This window comes from Acidithrix ferrooxidans (assembly GCF_000949295.1).
Taxonomy (GTDB): Bacteria; Actinomycetota; Acidimicrobiia; order Acidimicrobiales; family Acidimicrobiaceae; genus Acidithrix; species Acidithrix ferrooxidans.
On sequence record NZ_JXYS01000069.1, the window covers coordinates 1 to 25,599 of the forward strand.

Below are 25,599 nucleotides of genomic sequence, written 5' to 3' on the forward strand. Positions count from 1 at the left end.
CTCCCACCAGAGTCGAAGGAGCGAAGTTGGCCCCTTGCATCGCAAGTGCTGCACATACCCGGTTGATCGGGAGCCCAAGGAGAAACTTCGCCACCACGATATGGGCGAGGAACCCAGCCGACAGCCTACCTTTTGGAACTACCTTCGCTGGTGGTGCGCCAGCTACGACCCCCTTGGTCGCCTTGCAGTTACATCCTCTCCGGTACGTCGGACGGATATGGTCGATGACCCGGACTATCACCTCGACGTCGATCTCCTCGCAGCGTTCCTCTCCGAAAGGCGCATAAGGCGCACCACAGCTCCCACAGACCAACAGCTTGGAATCGGGCTCATGGATCTGTTGTACGCGTGGTAGGTGGTCATAGCTGCGTCGACCATGGCCGCGGTGCCCGAGTTGTTGACCTCTCTTGCGCCTTGGCACCTCATCAGGCTCAGGGTCGCTACTTTCTTCCAAGGCGCCTATTGGTTCTGCGTTCACATCCTGAGCCATCTTCGCCCGTTCGGAGCGACGCCCGAAAGCCTGTTTGGTTAGCTCGACGATCTTGGCTGTGAGTGCATCCACTTTGGCAGACAACTCGTCACGCTCGGACCTAAGGACGACGTTCTCGGCCTCCAGCGAAGCGATCCGCTCGTTGTCGTATTGGCGCACTGTTTTTGCCACGTAACTATAACTATCACAATTAAAGCGCCGTGTCCAGCCACCCTAGGCCACAGAGGATAGGCCAGCTACCCCAACCTTACGCCATCATCGAGTGTCTACAGCACCGCTTGTTTGACGGGATCACCGAATGTGTACGACCAAGCTAAACCTTATACGAAGCTCCAAACTCTGTTCAAGGGGTTTCGCTGTACTTCACAATAAGCCGCTTGATGCGGAGCTGCTCCGCAAATGGGAGTTCCGAAAGGTTTTTTAAACGCTGGATCCGATCGTCTTCAGACAATGCTGCCAATTCCTTTGCCTGTTGCTCTAGCGGAATTATATTCGTCTGATACGAATGAACAATCTGTTTCAGATTCTCGACGAGCGCGGCAGAGCGGAGAATCGAGACGAAAAGCGGAAGAATTACAACAGCAGTATAGGCATTTCCTTGGAGTGGTTCTATGCCCGCCAAACCGGAAGTATTGTCCACGCCCACAAAAGCATCAGCGATCTTCGAGAACGCTGTCATTCCGTCCAACAGATTTCGAGAGAACGTGGCTGCCAGCTGCAACTCCTCGTCAGACGCAATATCAATGACTTCAATCAAGCGGGACAGGTTTCCCACGCGAGCAAACACCTCCAATCCTTCCTCAGGTGATCGATCTAACCACGGGCCAATGCCTGCTGGCCGGGCTCGACGTCCTTGATCAAGTCCGATTAGGCGCTCGACTGATGGTGCATCATGCTCTAAGTGCTGCATTGCAGAAGGATTCCCGAACAGAAGACCGAGCATCAAAGCGACGGCCTGAATCCGATCCGCCTGTGGTTGGCGAGCTAAGCGTGGCAACCCCTTGCGTCGCTTCCGTGCAAGTTTGGATGCAACTTGTTCAATAGCAAACCAACTCGCCTCACTCTCATCAGCGACTTGCGGACGCCGCTTCTCCAGTTCCTTTTCAAACGTCGCTTGGAGTTGACGGAGGTATGTAGCGATTGACTTACGGACATAAGTCATTTTGACTGGATAGCCCTCAAACCAGAGTGCAGCTCGAAGCACATTAGGATCCCTGGACTCTTTACGAAGGCGTAAGAGAGTCCTCAGCTGGTCTGTAGTTTCATCAGGGTAGGTCCATATTGGTCGCTTGCCTTCCTGGCTGGACCGCACTGGCGAAGGCAGAAGATTTTGGTTTCTCCAATATTCCAGCGTTCTCTCTGTAAGTTCTGGCTCTATCTTTCTCCCGATTTCAATTAGATCCACAGTTCTAAGTCGAGGTGATGTACTCTCACTAGCCTTCTCCATTTGACAGTACTCCCACTCTCTTTCCCATTATGTTGCAATCTTACACCATATCTATAAGTTGAGGTAGCAGCTATATTACTACCTGTATTGTTAAATATGTCGGCTAAGGCTTTGCCGACCTTGTACCCACAATAATAATAGGAGTATATAGCAAATGAAACAATCCGAAATAATCAAGTTGCAGACCTACCTGAGAAATTGGTACTCAACACACTCGTACGGGTGGCACCTTCGCGGTGCTCAAGAAATTGCGAAAGAGTTACTCCAAGATACGGCCTTTACCGACATTAAGCTCGCTAGTTGGTTGGAGTCTCCAGAGGGTTCCACTATCGCGCAAGTGGTAGAAAGTGTCATACCATTTCCGGGAAATATTGAGATCACAGTTATGACCGATGCTGTAATGATTGCAGCTAAGAACGAGACATCTGGTCAGGTCGTCGGGGTTCTTGCAATCGGAATCGTTGCGGTTTTGATTCTCTGGGGACTCTCTGGGGACTCTTCGGGGACTCTTGAAGCGAACTGGCACCCATATGCCTTATTTGAAAGCAAGGACCGATAATTTCAAGTCCTGGCATTTTAAAATCAATAGATCTCAGCAGCGTCAATCATGTGCCGAATAGGTAACAAGAGTATCTCATAGGTATCGGTTAGGACTACCAAATCTCTTATGCGTTTCCAGTACTGAAGTCTTTGTGGCGCTCATGCAGTCACTCTGCTGCCCACTAACAAGTCGCAAATCGCAATTAGCTATTTACCTTAAGTTGAGCGAATGCGGCCTTGAAAACTTGCCAGCATATGTCAGCAGTATGCTGATCTGGGCTGAATTGGTATGACATTTGATGGTATGGGTGGATGTAGTTACGAAAATCCCGTAGCTCGTGGCTGAACTTTTTCACATCAAGCTTGAGTAGGTCTAATTCTTGAGCGACATCAATTAGTTGACTTAACTTCCAGTCATAGACCTTGAGAATGGTCCCTGACTTATCCTTAGGTGCAGCTTTCGCAGTCATGAAACTTGGCAGGTTTTTAGTAGCAACTGCGATAAGAATCCCTTCAAGTGTGCTACCTAGTAAAAAAATTGTCCCGAGAGGCACCTTGTCACGGGGACACGCTTGAACTTCATCAACTCTAGCCTGAAGAAATCCGGTGATTACTGCGTCAAGTTTCAGCTCGCCTAAATCAATGACATCACTAAACTGTTGTTTAAGAAAAGATGACTCGTCAGTAGCTATAGGTACCTTCGTCAAATCGCTTATGTCAATATTTATTGGTGTCGCATCGGTAAGCACTGGTCTTGAACTGACAAAATTAATTCCGAGATTATCCATTACAAGTATGTCGTTCATGGTTCGAACAGCGAGGCCAAGTTGCTCCTTGTTGCCTTTATACTCTCGTAGGTCCACAATTCGTAGAATGATCTTCTCGAGCTCTAATGGTGTCAACTGCGTCAGGATTCCCAGTGTCCACCATTTTCGAGTAGACCCATCATGCACTGCGTTTATATTTACACTGGTAAAGAAGCGAGTTAAGTTAGACGAAGTGCGATAGACAGGAAACCGTGTTTCGTCGTCTCCACAGATAAAGTCAGCCAGTGAATCGAGTGTTGCTGGGTCAAGCTGATTGCCGATGTGGAGTTCTCGTTTTGTAGACATAAATCTTGTTCAAGAATATCACATGCGCACTGACTGAAATAGCCCAACGCGCACCGTAACTTGCCCACATTGAGTTTAGTTAGACGATTACCATATTGATAGTCTTTGCAGATCAGGAAAACCGCCCTAAAACAGGTAAGTACTTGGTACCACTGTTGCTTGGATTGTTGAAACTCCTGTATGATCTTTGTGCAGCTACTCGGACTATTGGTGGCCGATGGGTCGTCAAACGTCATTCCGAGGGTGTTGGGGGACTACACGCCCGTTCATGGACCAAGATTATCAATCATGAGCTGGGTTTTTAAGAGGCTGGCCTTATTTCAGCTCTCGAAATTGGGCTGTATGTTGTTGTCTACCTCTTTAGCAGAATCTCCACCTAGCAATTTCAGGAGGTCCGTCAACGGCACTGGCGTCGCATCCCCCTCTGCATCCACCCTTTCGATAGATTTACGTCGAAGTACATCGAATGCAGCTCCACGGTTGTCTCGGTTCAGCGTGTCACCGTGCTTTTGAGCGACTCCGACAAACCATTTGAGGGCCTCCCAACGGTCACCTGCCACAAGCCGTTCAACGACATTCGGAAGTTTCTCGTGAATACGAAATAAACGCTGCCCAGACAAGAAAGCACCGTACACTTCAAAGAACTTGTCCGAGATCTCTGCGCCTTCCTTGCCTTCCAAGTTTGCACACAAGTGACTTGCCAACACACCCTGTAAGTCCTTGTCTAAAAGGCTCACCACTTTCAGGAACTCTTCAGACGACGGCGTCCATCCTATCTGGCCCGCGATCAACAGATTCGCATGTGACCGGATAGCATTGTCCAGGGTTCCGCCAAGAACTGGAGGCTTAGACAAAGAGCTAACGATCAACCCCAGTTGAACGAACGGTCCTCCAGCCAACACACTCAACGAACTCTCCCAATCAGCCTGCGAAGCCTTGCTGAGTATGTGATTTGCCCATCTAGATATGCCTGGCTGAGCCTTTGAACAACCCGGTTCGCCAAAGGCGAACAGGACAGCCTCATGGGCAAGCTCGGGATTCTGGGAATTGGTTGTGACTGCAACTCGGTTTTTCGGCTCTTTTAATATCTCACCCAGTAAACTCCGAAATCCTTCCTCTCCTAACGCACGCCTTAGTACGTCGAAGGATTCAGCAAACTCGGTCGCTGTCACAACAAGATTGGAATCAACACGAAGTGCGCGAATCTGGTAGCTCACCCATGGCTCGTTCCCAACTCCGGCACTCAACTGCCTCATAAGAAGTGCCCATGCTTCAGATGAGTGCTCGATAAGCCATCGACTCTGAGCATCAGCGATCTTCGTGTCAGTTGTCGGATTCGACAATATCTCTCTTAGCTTTAATATCCCTGCTGCAGAACTACGGGAGACCTGAGGTTCAGTCGTACTCAGTTGAACACTCAGAAGGAGCATGGACGTCGAAGCCGCTGCGATTTCCCAATCTTTAGTTACGGCAACAGCGAACTGGTGTGTACGACTTCCATCGCTGGCGAGCTGCTGTAAAATAGATTGACCCTGATCAGATCGAACCATATCAATAGCACTACAGACACCTTGAAGCTGAACACCATCTGTCATTTCGCTTGCTCTAAGAAAGTCGCAACATCCTGTCAGCACTACTTCAGGATCAAATCGGTCAGGACGAGCCATCAAGACTTCAAGTGCTTGTGCCGCTGGCTGAGGATTGGGAGCCGAAGTTCCGGCAATGACCATTTGGTTGACTTCAGCTGGAGTTGCTTTTGGCTGAATTATCTCCCAAGCTATTTTATTATCGGTTTTGGAGCGCAGATAAGCCAACGCTGGCACAAACTGGTTGTCAGGCACATCTAGTCGAACCCGCAAATTTGAAAAAGATTCTGGAGTAAGTGAATCAACCAGTCCTACTAGGCCATCAAGTGCTGAGTTGGCCGTCCCTTGTGCGTCTCCTTTCAAAGGCTCGATTGCTTCTAAGAGTGCTGATCTGACACTATCTTCTAGCACAAGACCGGTAACTGCACCGATTCCAATTCCAGATTCTGTGTCTGCTAACCGCCAGGACTTTACGAGAGAGACCGCCTTAAGTAGACAATCGTCGATCCAATCGCCTGCGACATCCCTAGTGAGAAGACCAGCCTTGCTCAGAGATGCTACAGCGCGTGACAACTCCACAGCTCCGTCCTGAGCCCAACCAGATAGGTCAAGAGCGTCAAGAGCTTCCAAGAAGCCATAGCGATTGGACAAGCTTGTGAGTTCATCCGTGTTATCCGTCTTCAAGGCCACATCGAGTGAACGTCCAAGCAGCATTTGATTGGCAATTGCAGCCTCGGTCCCGAAATGAATAGCTATGAGGTTCTCTCGCACAGAATTACTCAATAGATATGCAAGTGAGCCGTGAGGGATAGCTCCATCCTTCGTCAACTCGCCGATGAGCGGAACACTGTCACGCTGAAGAAGACTAAAATACGCGACATCAATTAGCGGAACGTCGCTCCGCTGTCGAAGAATAGCTCCGATCGAGTTCACGTACTGCTTAAGTTGACGAGGGGTCGGCTCTTCTTGTGCTACTCGTCCCGCTGGCGAAGCAGCGGGATAAAGCGCACGAAGACGCACAACGTTACGATGTTCCAAAGGTGATCGATCTGGTAAGGCCTCGTTCAACAATTCAGTAAGATAGCGTCGCCAATCGGTTAAAACTATCGGAGGCGTCAAAAATCGAACTGCAAAGAGCTTTGCTAAAAAGTCATCCGCTACACCCGAGTTCGAAATTGCAGCAACCTTCGTGATAGCTTCCTCTGCCGGATCTCGTGGCTGCAAATCCCATAGGTGATCCAGACCTTTCTTGTCGTAGGGAATCAGAGTCCATACTCGGTCACTCCACTCGTCGTCGGCTGTCCGCGCCGTAGAACCAGTGAAGGTTTGCATCGTTGCAAATATGGAGCGTGCGTCGTTCTCATCAACTCGATCGAGATTATCTAGCACCAATACGCAGCGTCGGCCGCCTTTTAGGGATGCCTTAAGAATTTTCCGAAAAAAGTGTTCAAACTCCACTGAAGTTGGTTCACCGTGCTCTATCGAATCCGTGGTAGTTTCAACCTCTTGATCCTTACGGAAGAAATTAAAGGCTTTCGTATCCTCGCAGTGCTCGAAATAATGCAATACTCCGAGAATGATCCAAAATCCAAGTATTACTAGCAGCGGTAGCGCTGCTAGTAATAAACCTATAACGATTATAATTCGGTGATAGTGAACAAACCGATTATCGAATGCCGCTACACCCAGAGGAACAAGCAGCAAAGCTATCGATGCTAACAACCCTTCTAGAGTGAGATGCGGAGTTGCCGTCACGGTGCTCGTTATGCGCTTGCCCGTGAAGCGCTTCCGGAACCCCTTAGCCTCTTTTGAATCCAACCATTCCCACTTGACGAGGTATCTTAAAAGACTTTCGAGAAACGTACGTCTCAATGGGTCACCCTGGTGAGCCCACGCATCGAATACAGCAACTCGAATCTCGGCACTGATTGTAGACGTATCATCTTTTGATTGATCTTCAAGCTTATGCTTGAGAAGAGTAACAATTGTGGATTTACCTGATCCCCAGGTACCTTCTAGTCCGATGACCCGACCACCGTGTTCATGGGTGATGAGCGCAGCAATTGCAGCAGCTACCGTGGAATGCGCGTGGCTACTAAAAAGATCTTCTTCTGAGGGAAGGTCCGAAACCAGATTCACCGTCTTCACCGATGGCTTGCTACTGTCGAACTTCACGATCTGATTTCTCCGTTCAGAGAATTGGTCCACCTTTGTACGTTGTGTCCCACTCTCCATATAATAAACACCAAGTCCATTCTAGATAGACTTTAAAAGATATAAACTAGTAATAACTTGGAGGTTAAATTATATGGCTAAAGGTATAATTGTTGATTTAAAAATTAAGTCAGAGATAATAACTAAAATACGTGATGAAGGTATGACAGTAACCGAAGCATCAACTAAATATGGTGTAGGCAGAACTGCTATATACACTTGGTTACGTGATGGAGTAGTTAATACTAGTACTAGCTTAATACTAGAGAATAATCGTCTTAAGAAGGAGAATGAGCAACTATACAATCTTCTAGGCAGAGCCACTGTAGAGATGAAACGACTAAAAAAATAGCCGTCCTGGAAGTAGTCGAACCAGGATGGCGAACTCACTTTTCTCGAGTACTAAAAATAGCCCGTTCTAATCTATATACAAAACCAGTAAAACAATCTTTTAATGATCAACTTGCTATAACTGAACTTAAGACTGTTAGTGATATTAATCCCTATTACGGAGTAACGAGGCTAGCTATTGAGCTAGGTTGGAGTGAGAAGAAAACTAGACGTATACGTAACTTAGCAGGAGTAGTCGCAGCCAAAAGAACTAAGAGACATAGTAAATCATCTATTAAGGCTGAAGTTAAAGCTCCAAATAATGCTCTTAAATCCTATATAGATTTTAATAACCCTAATCGACCACAGGATGGACAAAATTATTCCAGGATGACTGAATCTGGAGCTTGGGTACAGGATTTCACGCATATCTATTTTATGGGAATGTGGGTATATGTAGCTACTGTTTTAGATATTAAAACTAGAAGAATAGTCGGTTGGAGTATTGGTCTTCGACATGACACCGAACTAGTGCATAGAGCAATCCTAGATGCCTTCAGTAAGTATCCACCGCCTACTATCCTGCATAGTGATCAGGGTAGTGAATATCTGAGTTACCGTTTACAAGATTTATGTCAGAAGATGGAGATTATATTATCCTGCTCCGATAAAGGTAGTCCTTGGCAGAATGGTTTTAAAGAAAGATTTTATAGTACCCTAAAAGATGAACTAGGACCTGTTAAAAGATTTAAAGATATTGCAGAACTTAATGAGGGTATTGCCTTAACTATTTACTATTACAACCATAAAAGAATTCATACAGCTTTAAAGATGAGTCCAGCTGCTTATGCTGCTACATTACAAAACATTAATTAGAGAACGAACAAGGTGTCTAGAATTAGGGGAGGTTGACATTGCTTCATATTAAACTAAATTATGATCTAAGACTTGCGGAGGAGCAAGCATGAGCATGATCCCACAGTGACGAATTGACCGCTTACGGGACAAGTCTTTGGGTGGTTCATCATGCTGATCAGTTGACATTGACGAATGTAGCCGGGACAAATCGACTTGACAATCTAACCTTCGTTCACACATCACACCACGTCACTCTCCCGCAAACCACTAGGGGCTTTTGTATTATCAATGGCAAGAATGCTCTTGTACACAGTTATTTCATATTTTTGATTACAGCAATTTCCCCAGGAAGAAGATTATAAAGCTCATAGACAAGGTTATCAATTTCTATTTCAAGATTCTCCAACGAACCTTTGCCAGCATAGATGTCATCAACCTTGTCTGCAATCTGCTTTTGTATGGCAGGATTAGTGACGATTATTGGGATCGCGAGTAGCGGTTCTTTATCTATTTGATAGTTATTGCCCTGCATCTTGCCTTTATTCTTTAGCCAAAATGTCACTAATTTTGAATTCAGCAAGCCAGTTAGATATTTCAGATTAATGCCTTCAGTTTTTATGATGTAGAAAGCAGCAGATACGTAACAATCGAAATCTGTAAAAGTGAATACTGGTCGAGGTGTACTTTTCCTCAGCGCCATAATTTTTTCTCCAGTAAAAAATCTCGGCTCTCTTGCACGATGCAAACCATAAGGGTGATTTGCGGATGTGATTACTTCTCGAAATTGGTCTAAGTGGTTTTTTAGCGCCGGATAGGGATCCATGCTCCTGACGTTTTTGTAGTTCGAACCGGTGTAAATTATCCACTCCTCATTCGTCGGGAGCGCGCGATATCGTCCCAACTGTTTAGTCGTGTAGTAGGGTCTAATCAACGATTCTTCCTCAGGAGTTAGGTTTAACGTTGCCTTTTCCTTTTGGCTGAGTACGAATATCCCATCTCCAACTTTATGCGAACCACCAAGTTTGCTCGCTGCTTTCTTATTTACGTAGTCAAAGTGTGGATGGATACCATTGGCAACTTCATTTTCGGTTAACTTAATATCGCCCCGACTAATAATTCTTCTAAGAAGTTTCTCGCTCTCGTTATCTGAGAATGTGAGTAGCGAGTTGATGCGTTCAGAGAAATCAATAGTCGGCTCCAGATAGGCTGTATTAGCGCTTGCAGCTTTAGCCAGAAGATCAAGCATGTCTCGACCCACTGGTTTATCGGTGTAAATCTTCCGGTAGTCGAATACGTAGCGTGCTTCGTTAGTCTTTTTGAACATCATCACCATGGTTTGTATCGATGATGATTCAAATACAAAATAGCTCCCGAAATCTAGCATTTGTAGAATTGTGGCTTCTTGCAATATCTTGTTTCTAAATTTTGAGGCTCCTGCGTTTGTGGTCCAGTTGTTAGTTGCTATATAACACAGTATGCCAGCAGGTTTTAATATATCGAGGCCAAGTGCACCAAACAAATACCACACATCCATCTTGCCCTGATAACACTCTGAGTCTCTAAGGTTGTCGAATCTTGTTCGATCGTCATTTTCTTTGTAGTAAGGCGGATTTCCAATGACAATATCAAAGCCATCAGTAACACCGAACATCCATTCAGGATCAAACCAGTCTGTAGCATGGTGGCCGAATGGGTCCCATGTAGAGACTTGTCTTGTTAAATCTGCCAAATCGTGACTGCGTTGAGAAATTATTCCTTGCAACATCAAATTCTGACGTTGTGAGAACTGTAATTTCAGACTGCCTCTTTCTGAGTCATGACTGCTGAAATACTCTTTGCGGAGTTGTTTAAGTTCATTGATGCCATCCGTGTCCTCGAATAATCCAGTTTGGCCAGTGATACCTTTTTTGCCGCCTCCCAGCTTTATTAGACTGTTTGCTGTCACAAATTTAAAATCCAGATTAGGCAGTGGTTCAATGCCCCGGTTTATTGCACCATCTTCTACGGATTGGTCAACAATAAGTGTGAGAAAACAGCGCAGTCTAGATATTTCCGTAGCAATTGGTTGAATGTCAACGCCGTAGATGCTTTCACGAATCACACCTAGTTTGCGAATATAATTAAAATTCTTGTTACGAAATTCTTGTTCAAGATGGTTTCTAAGCTCAGGACTAGCCCCGGCGATTTGTTTTTGTAGCCATTCTTTGGAGTCCGGATCAACTTGCTGAAGGATAAACACGATCTTCTGCAAAATACCTATAGGGAAAGCCCCGGATCCGCAGGCTGGGTCTAGAATTCTTACCTCACCAAGAGCCCTAATAATCTCTTGTTTTTCGGTACCCGCAAAGGCGTGCTCGCTGTCATCGAGTACGTCATAGCTGACTAGAGCTGCAATTTTATTATCTGAAACCTTTGTAACGTTTTTGAGGTATTCTTTCAAGCTCTGGTCTACCATATATTCCACAATCTCACGAGGGGTGTAGAAACTTCCCGTGCCCCTACGCACTGTTTCGCCAGTTTCGGGATTGATTCTTGCAAGTAGATTTTCAAATATGCGTCCCAGCATCTCAGGATCTATTGAGAGGTCTATGTCGTAGCTAGTGTTCTCGTCAACAGTAAAGTTATAAAGCTCGAGCAGATCAAACAATTTCCTGAGCCAAGTATCAGGAACCTCGACAAGGCCCGGGACTGAAAGTTGCAGGGCTTTATCAAATTTGTAATAGTCATCAGGATCCGGACTAAATAGACCTCCATTGAGGTACGGGATCGACGCATAATAATCACGTTGGAATTTGTCTTCTCGATTCTTAAGGTGCTTGTTAAGCACCTCGAAGAAGAGGGACGTCAAGGTTGCGTGATAATAGTTGTTCTCGCTAGCAGCGTTACGAGATAAAATATTTACTGGTACTAATGGCGTACCTGAGTCGCTTCGCTTTTCTCGTAAGAACCAACAGAAAATAATGCGGCCGATTAGCCGGACGGCAAACTCATGACTAGCTTCGCCATGATCGGGATATTTTAAAACACCTGGCGTTTGGTCACTACCAACCAATTCGTCGTATAGCTTGGCGACCTCTTTATAGAATTCGTTGTTAACTACCTCAACAGCAAACCGTTTTGATAAGTCATCGAAATCTGTAACTTGACCCTTTGAAATAAGTTGTTTGTTGGGTGTCTTCAACTTGCTCCCTGGGCCCAATAAGTATGAATGCCGTTTGGGGCTGGAAAACGTAGTAACAACTTTCCCGTTATCAATTGTGGGTTGAGCTGTCATGAGTGAAAGACGCCATTGATTGGTGTCATCAGAATAAAAAGCCACCAGACATCTATAAGATGCTGTAAGCTTCATAAGTTTGAAGCCGTCACTAGCTATGGCAGCTCGCTTATCAAGTGAACCTGATACTTTAACCTCAAAAATTTGCAAATCAAGTTTTGGTGAAGAACCAAGCGATAATACCTCAGAAAAGTGTGATGCTAACTCCGTAACAGTTCTCATATCATGACCCACGGATGGTAATAAGCTGTCAACAAGCTCAAGGAAGGCTTGCCGATTATAAGGTCGACCAAGATCGAAACTCATGCTTCAAGCTCCTCAGCAAGTAGTAATAGTTCCTTTCCTTCATTAGCTCGGTGAGCACGATCTATAACGTTGCGAATAAATTGAACCGGTATTAGTTCTTGCAGACGTGAATAGGTATCTTCGATATTTCGCATGTCAATTTGTACAATATCTTTCAAGGTACCTTCACTAACATCGTCGAATTCCTTGATGACCTTTATCAAATCCGAACAATAGCTTTCAGACCTTGGTAGGGCATCCTTAATCGCCATAAGATTCTTGATGGCATCTTGGCGCCGTCCTTTTATGGCCGGGAGTGGATGTTTAGCGAACAGCTTTTCTTTAGCTTTATTGAATATTGGTGCAAACTTATCCTGCACTTCGAAGCTCTGCTCATCCACTGTTGCTGCAAAGAGAGGGACAGCTCTTTCTGCACTTACTACTACAGGCTCAATATCACCATCGGCAATAGTAAATATTGATTGTTCGCCTTTCTTACCAAAAACCACCACAACGGAATCACTTCTATTCTTTCTTAGGATTCTTGATCGACGAGGAATCTGAAGTGCTTTAGCTATTAATAGGTCGTCCTTAAGGGCTTTAAAGTAGACGTCTCTATGTATAGCGTCCCAAGAGAGAGTTTCATTTTGAGCGTCAGCATTCTGATATTCATCTTTAAAATAGCTTTGAATTTGCTCGTCATTCGTAAGCGTCTTTGTGTCACTGCCTACAATCGAATTAATCAGCTTTATTTTGAGGGTTGATATTTGCTTTACACGAGTCTCAGCTTCACCAATAGCAGTTGGAAAAGAATTGAATACATAGAGATGATCAAAAACCTTTTTGTTTATACGATTGATACGGCCGACACGCTGAATGACACGAGTGGGGTTGTATGGGATATCGTAATTAATTACTACGCCTGCCCTATGAAGGTTGTAACCCTCGCTCAAAGCATCAGTAGCAACTAAAATGTCGTAATTATTTGATTGCTGAGCTTTTGGGACTGAGGCATCAAAGTTCTCTTTAATTATCTTCCGTGTAGTTGCACTGGCATCAGCGGCTGTGTAGTGGTACATGCGCTGAATCCCTCTTTTCCCAAGAGCTGCATAGAGGTAGTTCACTGTATCGGCATAACCTGAGAAAATAATTATTTTTCTATCGGGGTTTTCGGATAATAGCTTCGAAATTCTCTGAGCAAGATCATCAGTCTTAGGGTCTTCGTTGCTAATCCTGGGATCATTAAACCATTTGTCCCGGATATTGATCAATAACGCGGTGTCCTTCCGAACATCATCAATAAATTCAGGATCAATTAACTCCTTCGGTACAGAAATCAAACCTTTTTGCTCTTTTAGTTGATCCAGTTGTTCGTCTAATGCGTTGTGATCCTCACCATCATCCTGGTCGTAATCGGCAAAATCGTCAGGATCAGGAATTTGACCTTTTTTCATAATCGGGACACTGCCAAGCTCTTCCCACCAGCGTTCAATTAATTTGTTGGTTTGGATCATCTTGTTTAACGTGCTTTCAAAAGCGTATTTCGAGCTTTCAAAGCGCATGACTAAGAGCTTGCGCATAAAGTCTGCAAGGTTTACTTGGGCTGTTTTTAGGTCGGTTTCATCGAGATCTGCGCCAAACTTATCCAGAAACGCTTGCCGATCATTTATATAGACAGCAGGTTTATAGCGAGCACCGATAAAGCCGTTGCCACCATCAGTTGCACTAATCGTGTTCAGTGTTTCTAAGTAAAGATCCAATAATGCGCCGAGATCGTATTCCATTAACTCAGGACCAACTACATCGGCAAAATCTATCTTCTGACGTTTTAGATCTTCTCTATATCTTGTGATTTGTTTTAGATCAAGCCGTGACCGTCTGATGACAACGCTTTCAATAAGTCTTCTTTGTTCTTCAGCGATTTCTTCTGCCTCTTGATCAATCTGGCTTGGTTTCAAACCTCTGGTCATATCCTTTCGTAGTTTTTTGTAGCGATCAATGAGTTCACGAAATCTCAGACTTAGGTTGTCAACCGACCTAATCGTTGCCTGTCCAGGGGTTTGAAAGAGCTTTACAAGTGCGAAAACATCTTTAGGTGCATTGTTAAAAGGTGTAGCTGTAAGAACGAGTATCTTATTATCCGGGTGACTGCGACAAACTTGATGCAACAACTTGTAGTCGTTTGTATCTTCATTGCGATAGCGATGGGCTTCGTCGAGAATAATAAGAATTGGGTCACTAGTATCTTTATATCGTTCATAAACCTGGCTGATATTGCCTGAGCTGTATACACGAGAGCCTCGAATTCCGAACTGCTCTTTGTAATCTTCCCACTGGGGCATTAAGTGCGGGGGTGCAACGATAACTGTGTTCATGTCTAGATTTCTGGCGATGCAAGAGGCGATGATGCTTTTTCCGAGGCCTACTACGTCCGCAATTATGACTCCGTCGAATTTAGCCAGTCTTTCAATCCCCATGCGTACCGCATCGAGTTGGTACTCTAGATCCAGAAACTGGCCATTCGTAATTTTGCCTGGTGAAAGAATGCCTTCTTTCTCTTCGTGGCTAAAAACTTCATGTAATACTCGAATATACATTTCATACGATGATGGAGTTTGATACTTCCAAACCTTGGATTTCAACTCTTTGAAGAATTCCTCTTTGTTGTGGGAATCTGCAATTGCAATAGATTTGGAAGGACTCCATAAATCCGTAAATCGCTGCTCGTACTCTTGAAACTTTGATTTATCGCGGTGAGAGTCGTTGAGTTCACCTTGGCCAACAAGACCTCTGTAAGTCATGTTGCTTGAACCGCTAAAGACTGTACCTGGAAAGTCTCCGTCGTGTGAACTCTCTTTGTTGTTGTAAACGAGATAGAACTTACCGTGTTCATCAGTGATTGTCTTTCGTATTTCTAATGAACCATCTTGGAGCTTTTTAGCAAAGATATCAAAGGCTTTTTCTGCTTTAGGATCATCAAACGTATCGCTATCGTTAATAAAACCAACTAATGCGTCTGCATAATTCTGTTTCAGTCCAAGTGCGGATCGAGTCGGCTGTCTTGGCTGCCAACGCGAAAGGTCCTCATCTGCTTCTTTAGAGAATTGAACGATATCTGGAATACAAGATGGGTCAACTTCCATTCCAACGAGTATTCGAACATGCTTATCTTCAAGTTCTGCAGCCAACGCTTCGAAACCTGAAAAATAAAAATAGCCAACAGAAACGTCTACCCGATCAGCATTGCTCAGAGCATTTATCAACGCTTTTTGCATCGTTTGGGTTTTATTATCGATTAAAGTCATAGCAAAGCGGATTTCCGGGTCATTTAAAATCATTTTACGTCAATTTGGCTGAATTTCATAATGTTATAAAAAAGCGTATGGCTTATTCCTCAGTTTCTTGTGATTGCTCCTATTACTCAATATTGAGCATTAGGAAATCAAACATAACCTGGACTCCACGCTTCAAGCAACTCAATGGCCTTTCTCCCGATTAACTCGATTAAGGGCGCTGCGCTGGCTTTAAGGGCTCGCTCAAGACTAGCCCGCGATTCATCTCATCTTTAGATACAGAACATGCCAGTGGTGGCTAGTGCTTGCGGAGATCAGATCTGACAGATGCCCAAATACTCCACGACAATATTACAGATTATGGCAAATTGGCTGCCGAAGACAATCTCAGATAGTTGGAGCGTTTGAAAATTAACATCGGCAGGAATCATGATTCTTCGCAGTTGAGTTCTAAATGTGTCGTTGCTCGATTGATCATCTCAAGCGCTTCTTGACCGTATACTGAGCGCTCCGCAACCAATGTATGTAGCCTCACGAAAGTTGATATGCTGTCAGCGTTAGAAATGAATTGTTCTATAACTACCGTCTCGGTTGAAACAAACCTGCCGTCATAGATCGTAAACCCTGTAAGTGCACCTGGGATATTTCCACGAACAGTAGGAAGAATACCAATTCGTACATTATCCCATTTTATGTGCATAGAGAGCCACCTCAGCTGTTCAACTTGAACCTCTCTAGATGAGACAACGGTATAAAGCACTGATTCTGCTATCACGAAGTGAAAAGAGCGTTGACGTTGCGTTAGCACCTCTTGCCGTTCCCTACGTCCACTTATTGCTGCTTCTATGTCATTCTCTGGTACTTCGAACCAACGAAGTAATTCTCGTGTATAGCCCGGCAGCTGTAGCAGGCCCGGTATCACAGTTGGCTCGTATTGGTCAAATACTCGAATATACTTTTCGTAGTCCCGAATCTGCCGTTGCCGATTTTCAACTCCGTGCGCTATAACAGCACGCATGGACAAAGGTGGAAGCAGTGTTAATTCAAACTGTCGGACAACAATTGTTTCTTCATCAACCGTTAGTTCAAGGGTCTTAGCAATTTGGTCAAGATCTTGCCTGGTGAGTTTGGCGTGGCCATTCTCTATTTTGGAGACGTGGGATTGGCTGAAGCCCACGCGCTCGCCAAGCTGTTTACTTGTCAAACTACGAGACACGCGTAGACTTCGCAAAGTTTTCCCAAGCGCGATCTTGGCACGCTGAGTATTAGGAGGAATATGAAAAGTTAAGCGGCCTCCAGCCACAATTAGGCCTGATGTGTACAAGCATAGACGTCACGCAAATTGGGGGAATTCTCGAAAACTCTAAGCCACTGTTCAACTACTTTGATCTCGCTTGCCGAAGCAGTCGAAACCTCAGCTCCTTGAAATGAACCATCACTAAGGTAGTTCATCCACGCGATCCATTTACCATCAAAGAACCAAAAGTCGGATTCATATGCACAATCGATTCGCGGTGCTACGCGGATTTTTTCCCCGACACGTAGTCCTGCTTCATATGCTTGTACTTCAAAACTCTCGTAATCGGTAAGCGATTCAGACAACAATCGTAGCCGATTCACTGTCTTTCCCTCAGCAAGAAAATCTTCGACAAGCGCCACCCACGGCGCGTTAAATCCAGCAGGAATTGTTCCCTGTTTGAGGAATGAAGCAAACGCCAAATCCTCACCCGGCACACGATACGTAGGCAAACCTTCAAGACGAAAGGCGCTCGACTGAAAATTTACAAACAAAGCCTCTAGATCCATATATATTGCTCCACTCATACTTTGAACGTCTACAGTCCGATTGTCAAGACGGTGGGTACGGAGCCATATGGATCATATGGCTCCGTACCCTAATCACGAGCTACAATTCGCCATTAGCTACCAATTGCCGCAACAACCCTCGGGGTATTCGTACTACGCGTTCTCCGTCAGGAATTGAATTCTCTCTAAATAGCAGACTTGTTTCATATCCCTGAATGAGAATGTCGTCGCCCTCAGCTCCGTACACCGTCGGACAGTCTTTGCCTACACAGTCTTCTAAACCACTCCGATCAGTCTTCGCCAGGATCGGGAATGCACCACTTCCAAATTCGTGAACTTGCATATTCATACCCTCTCTACTCGATTGAGTACACCTAATTTACCTTGCAACGTCTTCGAACAACAAGACAACCCCAGATTATCAGGTGCCATGTTTACATGAGAAAATATTCCCCTCATCCGAATATTTTCCTCGTCAACTTCTTCGCCGAGAATCCAATAGTCCCAAATTCTGGCTTCTCGAAACACACGGGTCCTAGAAAAGTAACTGGCTAGCTTTAGCCTTGATGCGTGTCGAACGCATAAGTAACTCTTAGTGAAAGGAAAGTCTTCTATGAATAACCTAATTCCTGCAAACTGTGATCCTATTGCTCTTCAAACCCTTGGACAAATGACGCCCTCTCTCGCCCGCCAGACCCGGCGGCAGATCGAGCGAGTCGTTGGCCAAGGTCTGGTCGCCGAAGTTCACGAACAGGTTCGAGCAGTTCTGGCGAACACCGCACTTGATAACGTTGGAGCGCTTAGCGCCCTTGAAGCACACCTTATCGAAATCGCTCCGCTGGGAGAGGCTCGTTACAAGCACATTGTCGATGCCTACGCGATGGGCGCTGCTCGAGTGATCACCAGATGGTAAGAGTAATCGAGATCCTCGAGATGGCTCCACTGATCACGATAGTGGTCATGTTTGTAACGGCGGCAGCGGAGAATGCACCCCGATGGTTGCAGCGCCTTCGTGGAAGACATGCACAGCGCCTAGAAGCCGAATGCCATCGCCAAGAGATAGAAGCTCAAGTCAGGCTTCACTTGTTCGCATCAGTACTAAAGGCAAATGCGCATCAGGCCCGCAAAGAGTTGATCCAAGCATCGTTCATTGCCTCAAAAGAGGCGCAGAAGCAAAAAACTGACCAGGATTATTGACGAATCAACATCATCGTTTTTGCTACCCGTATTTCGCAAATCTGACCCGGCATGGGGTGTGCTGTCGCTCCTAATTGTTGGACGACACGCTCTTGTCCGGGCCACGTGAGTACTCAAGATAGCCGTGGAGGAATTGAAATCGCTTGGCTCTAACTGAAAGAAGGCATAAATGACAAGAAACAAGAAGTACTGCACCACCATGGCTGGTCTGCGGTGGGATGTTCGACAAAAAGGCAAAATTCCGGTGGTGCGAAGGACATGATGACCTTTGATCTAATCAAGGCGATGTCTTTCTGTGAACTCGTAAATCCTGAGTGCACCTGCGGCTACAACGAGCACTTGACAGGGAGATGTGGTGGGCCGAACAAAAGGAGGATTCAGATGACCAACAATAGCAGTGAACTTTCGGATACCGAACTTTGGACGGCCCGGCTACGCCTCAGTAAATTCATTCGCTTAGAGGCACAACGCACCGCGACAGAGCTCGGATTTAGCTGGCGTCCAGCGTCCATAGCCCCGAGCGATCTGGATGCCCTGCGGGCTGAGTTCCAAGTCTGTCATGTCTCTGGACTGCCACTGCGAGTTCTGCGGGATTTTTCAGAGGTCACCATCTACGACCGTTCAGCGACGAACTGGGCTTTCCGATACATGCATGACACTCGACATGTCTGGCTCTCGGCCGATTTCTCAACTGAAGCAGAACTGGCGGTAGCTTCTTGTCACTTGGCTAGGGCCAAAGCAGAAGGGCTAAGTCCTAGATCACTGGAATACGAGCTGTTATTGGCCGACACGGTGGGTCAGACCTTGTATATGGCTCACACCCACCGATTCGTTATTAACCAGCTCCAATTTGCGCTCGACTGCATTCGGTTTGACTTCGACACGGCGCTTGAGCGTGAGGCCGGGTGGAGTCTCATGCAAGGAACGGCAACATGATCACACCAAGTTCGTCGGGTTGGCGCAAGTCACTGACAGGTGCCGCCTTCACACTATTGGTCTCGGCTTTCGCCCTTTACATTGCGATGCGACTTATCGAGGCAATGCTGCCGGTACTAATCGCAGTGGGCGTGGTAGTAGGCGTTGTTTACGTGTTGTGGATAATTCATCGCCGGAGGCAAGGGTGGTAACTACTGCCCACAATGAGAACGGTACCAGAGGTAGAAGATGTCCAATCGGTGTTGTGGAATTAACAATCATCATTGACTAATGCGTAAAAGCATTATTTACTTATCAGTCCATAGTAATGCGTTTCAGCAGCAGGCGAAATGGATCGGTGCGGGTGTAACCCGTGTAGTTCATTCCGTTTGCATTCAGGGCTCTGGAAATAATCGCCCTTGTTTATTAACCCATAAATAAAAGAAAAAAGGAGGTAACGCTATGAGTAGAACATTCCACAATAATGACGGTCATATCAGAGTCCGAGGTGTCAGAAAAGATCCACCTGATCTGCGACGTTTGGCGAGGGCGTTGATTGCCCTGGCTGAAGCTCAAGCCGAAACTGAGGCCGAGGCTGAAGCCCAAGCCGGGATTCAAGCCAAGGCAGAAATCCGGGCAAAGCGTAATAAAGCTATCCAGCCTGTCAAACCCCTCAAAGATGAAAACAACTCCGATAACCAAGGTGATGCGGCGTGAACGCCGGTCCTGTTATCTGGTATCGACTGCGTTGGCCCAGAAATGTCTCAGCCCAGCAGGTTGAACAGGCTTTTCTGCTGCTCAGCGCTACAGCTGGAACCCCAGTTGTAATTGAAACAGTTGGCAGTGCTGACTTCGTGGAGCATCGTCTGGCACTGCCAAGAGACCGGGTCGGAAGCATCGTCCATCAGCTACGCGCTGGTCTGCCTGGACTGGCCGTTGAGACAATAGACCACAATAACAGTGCATTCAATCGGGCGGTAGAACTGCGGTTATCGACCCGTCGTCGACCACTTGGTACCGACGATCCTGAAGTTGTCAGTACGGCACTGCTGAGCGCGCTATCTCACCTTGGTGCCCATGAGCGTCTGGTTCTGCAATGGGTACTTGGTCGTCAGCTGTCTTCAACTCCGGTTCCCAACAAGATCAATGCTTCTAGTGAATTCTGGCTATCCAACGTGGCCGATACCGTACTGGGTAAAGCACAATCAGCTGACAGCGAATTTCGCACTGCCCTGCGTTCCAAACAGGGCATTTCGGGCTGGCAAGTGGTCGGGCGAGTTGGCGTTATAGCCAAGAGTTACGCAAGGCAGCGTCAGTTGACTCGCCAAGTTCTCGGAGCACTGCGCACCTCTGAATCCCCCGGTGTCAGTTTCCGGGCTCGTTCGACCAGTCCTAAACGAATCACGGGTGTTCATGTTCCCTTATTCATTCCACTGCGGTTGAACGCTCTTGAGCTGGCCACGGTGTCCGGGTGGCCAATTGGCGCCACCAGTGATCTTCCGGTTGCCAAGGTTGGCAGCCGGATGCTGGCCCCAACATCTGCGATACCAAAGTCGGGACGCATTATTGGCGAAGCGACATTTCCAGGGAGGGAACGACCGCTGGCGGTCTCGGCAACTGACTCGCTGCGCCATCTTCACGTCCTTGGTCCAACCGGATCCGGAAAATCTACATTGCTGTTAAATCTCGTTGTCCAGGATATGGCAGATGGCAGAGGCATCGCGGTGATCGAACCCAGAGGCGACCTGATAAAAGATATCTTGAGCCACGTCCCACCACACCGCGCTGGCGACGTGGTTTTGCTCGATCCAACCGATGACAAGCAACCAGTGGGGCTAAATCCCCTGTCTACTCATGGTCGTTCGCCTGAACTGGTGGCCGATCAACTGCTCGGCGTCTTTCACAACCTCTACGCCGCAAACTGGGGACCAAGGACCCAGGACATTTTGGGTAGTGCCTTATTAACCCTTGCCCGCAATCCCGGTATGACACTGGTGGCTTTGCCGTTGCTTCTAACCAATGCCGGTTTTCGCCGTCGAATGGTGGCCAACCTCGATGATCCGATAGGCCTGGAACCATTTTGGGCTTCCTACGAAAACTGGAGCGAAGCCGAGAGAACTACCGCCATCTCCCCGGTCATGAATAAGCTGCGTCCTTTCTTACTACGTCCTCAAATTAGGGCCATTATCGGGCAAGCTAAGCCCCGATTCGATGTCCGTGAATTATTCACCAAACGGAAAATCCTGCTTGTCAATCTGGCCAAGGGAGAACTGGGACCAGAGACCGCGGCACTGCTTGGCAGTTTGGTTATCGCTCAGTTGTGGCAGGCTACCCTGAGCCGTTCGATGATTGCCCCAGAGAAGCGTCACCCGGTCTTTATATACGTCGATGAGTTTCAGGATTACCTGCGACTTCCAACTGATTTTGCCGATGCCCTGGCTCAAGCCCGGGGTTTGGGCGTCGGATTTGTCTTGGCCCATCAGTACATGCACCAACTGGATATACCAATGCGTTCAGCGGTAATGAACAACGCCCAGTCCCGCATCGCCTTTCGACTACCGAACGAAGATGCCAAGCTGATCGCCGCCGGTAGCAACTTAGAACCGGAGGATTTTCAGAGTCTTAACGCTTATCACTGCTACCTGCAACTGTTGGCCCGAAACTCGGTTCAGCCCTGGTGCAGCGCCCGGACCCTTTTGCCAGATAGTTCGACAAGCGATCCGGAGCTTATTCGCACTGCATCGCGTGATGCCTACGGCATTGACCGAAGTGTTGTCGAGGCCGCAATTCGTGAACTTGCCTATGGGCGAAAAACTGAGCCAACTAACGATCTTGGTCGTCGCCAGCGCACTAGTGGGGATAGCTTATGAGTGGCCTGGGGCGGTGTCCGCTCGCTCTACCGTTCGCGTGTACAACAGGGGTGGGAACCACCTGGCCAGAAGTCATAAACGCTCCGACAAGGGCGCGGACTCTATTGCTACATTGCTGCATTCTCTCTTTCTTCGCCAAAGGCCGGAGGCCTGAGCCGACGGCGGCAAATAAAGGCTATTACTCGACGGACAGAAGTCCCAGAACAATCAATAATCAGCTAATTGCAAAGGGTTGTCTGTCCCATCGTGTTGCCAAATTCCCACTCACTTACACCTTTCATACTCTCTCTACAGGCGCGGAATTGGTATGCAACTCCGGGAGGTTTCGATGAGTGATCAACGAACCAGTTCAAAGGGACTCAGAAGATCTCGCGAACAACTCTCAACCCGGGATCTTGAGATAATCCGCCAAGTTTCTGAGCTGCGGCTGATGAGTACTCGCCAGATCGAAGTTCTCTATTTTTCAGCCGATGATCACGCCAGTGCCTTATCGGCGGCCCGCAGCTGTCGTCGGGTTCTGGTCGGACTAACCAGGGACCGGTTGCTGGTGAGACTGGATCGTCGGGTCGGTGGGGTTAGGGCCGGATCGGCTTCGTATATTTACGCCCTTGGTCCGGTTGGCCATCGGGTAACGGCAACAGGTGGCAATCGTCCCAGGTTTCGGGAACCAACCACGATTTTTGTCGATCACACTCTGGCTGTCTCCCAGGTTGTGGTTGACGTGACCCTAGCCAACCGTCAAGGTGCGTTCGAGATTCTGAGCTGTCAGAGCGAGCCTCGCTGTTGGCGGAAATTTTCCGGATTGGGCGGTCCGATGTTTCTGCGGCCTGATCTGTTCCTGGCGCTCGGTGTGGGCGACTACGAACAGCGATGGTTCATAGAGATCGACAGAGGCAGTGAACACCTGCCAGCCCTTCTTCGCAAGTGTCGCATATATGACGCCTACTATCGCTCCGGCAAGGAACAGGCGGCTCACGGTCTCCATCCCCAGGTTTGCTGGATTATGCCAGATAACAAACGTACTGCACGATTACAAGCAGCCATTGCCCGTGATCATCGATTAACCAAGGAACTATTTGTCACTACCGTCTTTGAACAAGGGTTGTCGACATTGAGTGGAGGCAGCTCATGAACGGCCGCCAAGGCAGAAGTCTGCCCGACAGCTCAATCACTCTAAACACCGTCATCGTCGGTGATGCCCGCAAGCGGCTGGCGGAAATCCCCGAGGCTTCAGTGGATTCTGTCGTTACCTCGCCGCCGTACTTCCAGCTTCGGGACTATGGGACTAAGAATCAGATGGGTCTTGAGCCTGACGTGTCAGCCTGGGTAAATGAGCTACGTCTGGTAATGGGTGGACTTTCAAGAGTGCTCAAGCCAACCGGATCGGTCTGGCTGAACCTGGGAGACAGCTTCAGTCGTCACCCACATTTTGGCGCACCGTCGAAAAGTCTGCTGCTGGGACCGGAGCGGTTGGCACTTGCTCTTATAGAAGACGGCTGGACGATTCGAAACAAAGTCATCTGGGCCAAGACCCGTTCCATGCCAAGCAGCGTTCGGGATCGACTGTCGTGCACCTGGGAGGTGATCTATTTCCTGACCCGTTCCCATCATTACTACTTCGATCTTGATGCCATCAGGATACCGCATCTCACGTCACTGAAACACCCCGCCAAAGCACTGAAGCCCTACCCACCATTATCGGCCAGTCCACCAAATTGGGCCGGACCGCTGGCTGGCAACAACGTTGGACTGGCAAAGTTAAAGGCCCAGGGGTTGAGTGGTCATCCGCTAGGTAAGAATCCCGGGGATGTCTGGACAATGGCATCAGCAAACTTCCGAGGTGAGCATTTCGCCACTTTCCCGCCCCGCCTGGTAGAGCAACCGCTTTTGGCGACCTGTCCGGAAAAGGTCTGTGTTGGTTGCGGCGGTCCTTGGCAGCGAAATCAAGCTAAGACCGTTGGGCAGCTTACTGTACCTGGTGATTTACGTCCATCTTGTAAATGTCGCAAGGGGTGGCGTCCCGGAGTGGTGCTCGATCCGTTTTTTGGGGCCGGAACCGTTGGCCTGGTTGCTGAAGCACACCGGCGGGATTGGCTTGGTATTGAGCTGAACCCCCGCTTTGCCAAACTGGCCATGGAACGGATCACCAAGGCTAGCACCGAAAAACAAGCAAAGAAGGAGGCTTCATGATGCATGAGTACCTCGTCGGTGAAATGCGGCTTTACGAGGAGATGCCATTAGGGGATCGCCGGTCGCACCAAACCGAGGAGGATATGGTTATGAGCCATGTTGCACTCAAGTACTTCTGCCAGGAGGTGGCACTGTGAAATCACTAGCCATTCGACTTGAAGAAGATACACACGCCCAGCTGACAATGATTGCCCAGCTCGAAGAACTCACGATAAGCGACGCTATTCGCCAAGCCATCGAGAGTTTCATCGAGACAAAGCGCAGCAATCCGCAACTGGCTGGACGGGCTGAAGCCGTTCTCGCTGAAATCGAGAGCGATGCCGCCAAACGGCGTGAAGCCATCGTCACCCTATTCGGGGGCGAAAGTGTAGCGCCGGAGCAAGGCGGTCCAACGGGAGCAAAATCCCAACGGTCCAACCGCTCAAAGGAAAATGAGCCAGCTTTGAGCTGAGCATCCTTTCCACCCTGACAGGGACTTTCTGAATCGCAATTATGCGACCCTCAAGAAAGTCCCTGTCATCAACCCAACAAAAGATAACGAATAACTAAGGAGGTGAACTATGGAAGAAGAACCAAAGATAGAAGTAGATGGACAAGAACAAAATAAGACTGAATACCTGGAAGATCAGCCACGCATTTACGTGGCCAGCCTGAGTGACTACAACGACGGCTACCTGCACGGCACATGGATAAATGCTTCACAGGAACCAGAAGATATCCACTCAGCAATTCAAGACATGCTGACAAGATCTCCAACACCCGGAGCTGAAGAATATGCCATACACGACTATGAGAACTTTGGACCGCTGAAACTCGGTGAATACGAGAGCATTAAAACTGTTTCCCTACTGGCTCAGGGAATCACTGAACACGGAGTGGCCTATGCCCACTGGGCGGCACTGGTTGAAGATAGTAGTCCCGAAGCACTGGGTCGTTTTGAAGATGCCTATCGCGGACATTTTGACAGCCTGGTTGACTACGCCGGTCAACTCTTTGATGATTTCGGTTATAACGATCTGATTGAGACTATCGTGCCAGAACACCTTCGGTCTTATATCCGTGTTGACATTGAAGCCTTTGCCAGAGACCTTGAATTATCTGGAAGCATTTCCACAAGCGAGGGAGACGGGGGCGTTTATGTATTTGATGAAATTTATTGAATTTCCACGTTGTGGAATTGGCAACAATGGGA

22 protein-coding genes and 1 pseudogene are annotated in these 25,599 nt (G+C 47.4%); 14 read left to right on the plus strand and 9 right to left on the minus strand.

Features of this window, described 5'->3' with window-relative positions:
• Both AXFE_RS10345 and AXFE_RS10350 read right to left on the minus strand, forming a co-directional pair.
• A pseudogene (locus AXFE_RS10345) lies at positions 1-661 on the minus strand (hypothetical protein); the annotation flags it as partial.
• 172 nt (positions 662-833) lie between these two features.
• Positions 834-1,937 (minus strand): hypothetical protein, encoded by a 1,104-nt coding sequence (locus tag AXFE_RS10350; RefSeq protein WP_052605786.1) that lies wholly within the window; start codon positions 1,935-1,937, stop codon positions 834-836.
• A 154-nt stretch (positions 1,938-2,091) separates the two neighbouring features.
• Between AXFE_RS10350 and AXFE_RS10355 the strand changes: the two genes are divergently transcribed.
• Positions 2,092-2,496 (plus strand): hypothetical protein, encoded by a 405-nt coding sequence (locus tag AXFE_RS10355; RefSeq protein ID WP_052605787.1) that lies wholly within the window; start codon positions 2,092-2,094, stop codon positions 2,494-2,496.
• 184 nt (positions 2,497-2,680) lie between these two features.
• On the opposite strand, the gene AXFE_RS10360 is transcribed toward AXFE_RS10355, so the two are convergent.
• Together AXFE_RS10360 and AXFE_RS10365 are read right to left on the minus strand one after the other, a co-directional pair.
• A complete protein-coding gene (locus AXFE_RS10360) occupies positions 2,681-3,589 on the minus strand; it encodes a hypothetical protein (protein WP_052605788.1) in 909 nt (302 codons plus the stop codon).
• A 320-nt stretch (positions 3,590-3,909) separates the two neighbouring features.
• Positions 3,910-7,350 carry a P-loop NTPase fold protein gene (locus AXFE_RS10365; RefSeq protein WP_160291820.1) on the minus strand — a complete coding sequence of 1,147 codons (3,441 nt, stop codon included), beginning with the start codon at positions 7,348-7,350 and terminating at the stop codon, positions 3,910-3,912.
• Between the two features lie 133 nt (positions 7,351-7,483).
• Between AXFE_RS10365 and AXFE_RS10370 the strand changes: the two genes are divergently transcribed.
• Entirely contained in the window at positions 7,484-7,741 is a 258-nt protein-coding gene (locus AXFE_RS10370; protein WP_052605790.1) for a hypothetical protein, read from the plus strand.
• A gap of 5 nt (positions 7,742-7,746) precedes the next feature.
• The gene (locus AXFE_RS19360) at positions 7,747-8,595 is read left to right on the plus strand and encodes an IS3 family transposase (RefSeq protein WP_268749157.1); all 849 of its coding nucleotides are present in this window, start codon (positions 7,747-7,749) and stop codon (positions 8,593-8,595) included.
• Positions 8,596-8,890: 295 nt separating this feature from the next.
• On the opposite strand, the gene AXFE_RS10380 is transcribed toward AXFE_RS19360, so the two are convergent.
• The 5 genes from AXFE_RS10380 to AXFE_RS10400 all read right to left on the minus strand — a co-directional run bounded on the left by AXFE_RS10380 (position 8,891) and on the right by AXFE_RS10400 (position 17,584).
• A complete protein-coding gene (locus AXFE_RS10380) occupies positions 8,891-12,157 on the minus strand; it encodes an Eco57I restriction-modification methylase domain-containing protein (protein ID WP_052605792.1) in 3,267 nt (1,088 codons plus the stop codon).
• Positions 12,154-15,474 (minus strand): helicase-related protein, encoded by a 3,321-nt coding sequence (locus tag AXFE_RS10385; protein ID WP_082058665.1) that lies wholly within the window; start codon positions 15,472-15,474, stop codon positions 12,154-12,156. Before AXFE_RS10385 ends, AXFE_RS10380 begins: the two co-directional genes overlap by 4 nt.
• A 382-nt stretch (positions 15,475-15,856) precedes the next feature.
• On the minus strand, positions 15,857-16,732 hold the full coding sequence (locus AXFE_RS10390; protein WP_052605794.1) for a helix-turn-helix domain-containing protein: 876 nt from the start codon (positions 16,730-16,732) through the stop codon (positions 15,857-15,859).
• A 2-nt stretch (positions 16,733-16,734) separates the two neighbouring features.
• Positions 16,735-17,235, minus strand: coding sequence for a DUF6879 family protein (locus tag AXFE_RS10395; protein WP_052605795.1), 501 nt, complete (start codon positions 17,233-17,235; stop codon positions 16,735-16,737).
• A 100-nt stretch (positions 17,236-17,335) separates the two neighbouring features.
• Positions 17,336-17,584: a hypothetical protein gene (locus AXFE_RS10400; RefSeq protein ID WP_052605796.1), complete on the minus strand. Its 249-nt coding sequence runs from the start codon at positions 17,582-17,584 to the stop codon at positions 17,336-17,338.
• Positions 17,585-17,848: 264 nt separating this feature from the next.
• Here AXFE_RS10400 and AXFE_RS10405 point away from each other — a divergent pair, with 264 nt between their 5' ends.
• The 11 genes from AXFE_RS10405 (at position 17,849) to AXFE_RS10450 (ending at position 25,567) form a co-directional block, all read left to right on the plus strand.
• The gene (locus AXFE_RS10405) at positions 17,849-18,148 is read left to right on the plus strand and encodes a hypothetical protein (RefSeq protein ID WP_052605797.1); all 300 of its coding nucleotides are present in this window, start codon (positions 17,849-17,851) and stop codon (positions 18,146-18,148) included.
• Positions 18,142-18,432 carry a hypothetical protein gene (locus AXFE_RS10410; protein WP_052605798.1) on the plus strand — a complete coding sequence of 97 codons (291 nt, stop codon included), beginning with the start codon at positions 18,142-18,144 and terminating at the stop codon, positions 18,430-18,432. The genes AXFE_RS10405 and AXFE_RS10410 overlap by 7 nt, the downstream gene beginning before the upstream one ends.
• A 381-nt stretch (positions 18,433-18,813) precedes the next feature.
• Entirely contained in the window at positions 18,814-19,368 is a 555-nt protein-coding gene (locus tag AXFE_RS10415) for a hypothetical protein (RefSeq protein ID WP_052605799.1), read from the plus strand.
• Positions 19,365-19,559 carry a hypothetical protein gene (locus AXFE_RS10420; RefSeq protein ID WP_052605800.1) on the plus strand — a complete coding sequence of 65 codons (195 nt, stop codon included), beginning with the start codon at positions 19,365-19,367 and terminating at the stop codon, positions 19,557-19,559. The genes AXFE_RS10415 and AXFE_RS10420 overlap by 4 nt, the downstream gene beginning before the upstream one ends.
• 250 nt (positions 19,560-19,809) lie before the next feature.
• Positions 19,810-20,064 carry a hypothetical protein gene (locus AXFE_RS10425; protein WP_052605801.1) on the plus strand — a complete coding sequence of 85 codons (255 nt, stop codon included), beginning with the start codon at positions 19,810-19,812 and terminating at the stop codon, positions 20,062-20,064.
• Positions 20,061-22,217, plus strand: a complete 2,157-nt coding sequence (locus AXFE_RS10430) for a type IV secretory system conjugative DNA transfer family protein (RefSeq protein WP_052605802.1) — start codon at positions 20,061-20,063, stop codon at positions 22,215-22,217. The genes AXFE_RS10425 and AXFE_RS10430 overlap by 4 nt, the downstream gene beginning before the upstream one ends.
• A 328-nt stretch (positions 22,218-22,545) precedes the next feature.
• Positions 22,546-23,349, plus strand: a complete 804-nt coding sequence (locus AXFE_RS10435; RefSeq protein ID WP_160291822.1) for a replication-relaxation family protein — start codon at positions 22,546-22,548, stop codon at positions 23,347-23,349.
• Positions 23,346-24,407, plus strand: coding sequence for a DNA-methyltransferase (locus tag AXFE_RS10440; protein ID WP_052605804.1), 1,062 nt, complete (start codon positions 23,346-23,348; stop codon positions 24,405-24,407). Before AXFE_RS10435 ends, AXFE_RS10440 begins: the two co-directional genes overlap by 4 nt.
• Complete coding sequence (locus AXFE_RS20005) at positions 24,404-24,544, plus strand: hypothetical protein (RefSeq protein ID WP_160291823.1); 141 nt, start codon at positions 24,404-24,406, stop codon at positions 24,542-24,544. Before AXFE_RS10440 ends, AXFE_RS20005 begins: the two co-directional genes overlap by 4 nt.
• Positions 24,541-24,858, plus strand: a complete 318-nt coding sequence (locus AXFE_RS10445) for a hypothetical protein (RefSeq protein WP_052605805.1) — start codon at positions 24,541-24,543, stop codon at positions 24,856-24,858. Before AXFE_RS20005 ends, AXFE_RS10445 begins: the two co-directional genes overlap by 4 nt.
• A 109-nt stretch (positions 24,859-24,967) precedes the next feature.
• Entirely contained in the window at positions 24,968-25,567 is a 600-nt protein-coding gene (locus tag AXFE_RS10450; RefSeq protein ID WP_052605806.1) for an antirestriction protein ArdA, read from the plus strand.
• Positions 25,568-25,599: the final 32 nt, after the last annotated feature.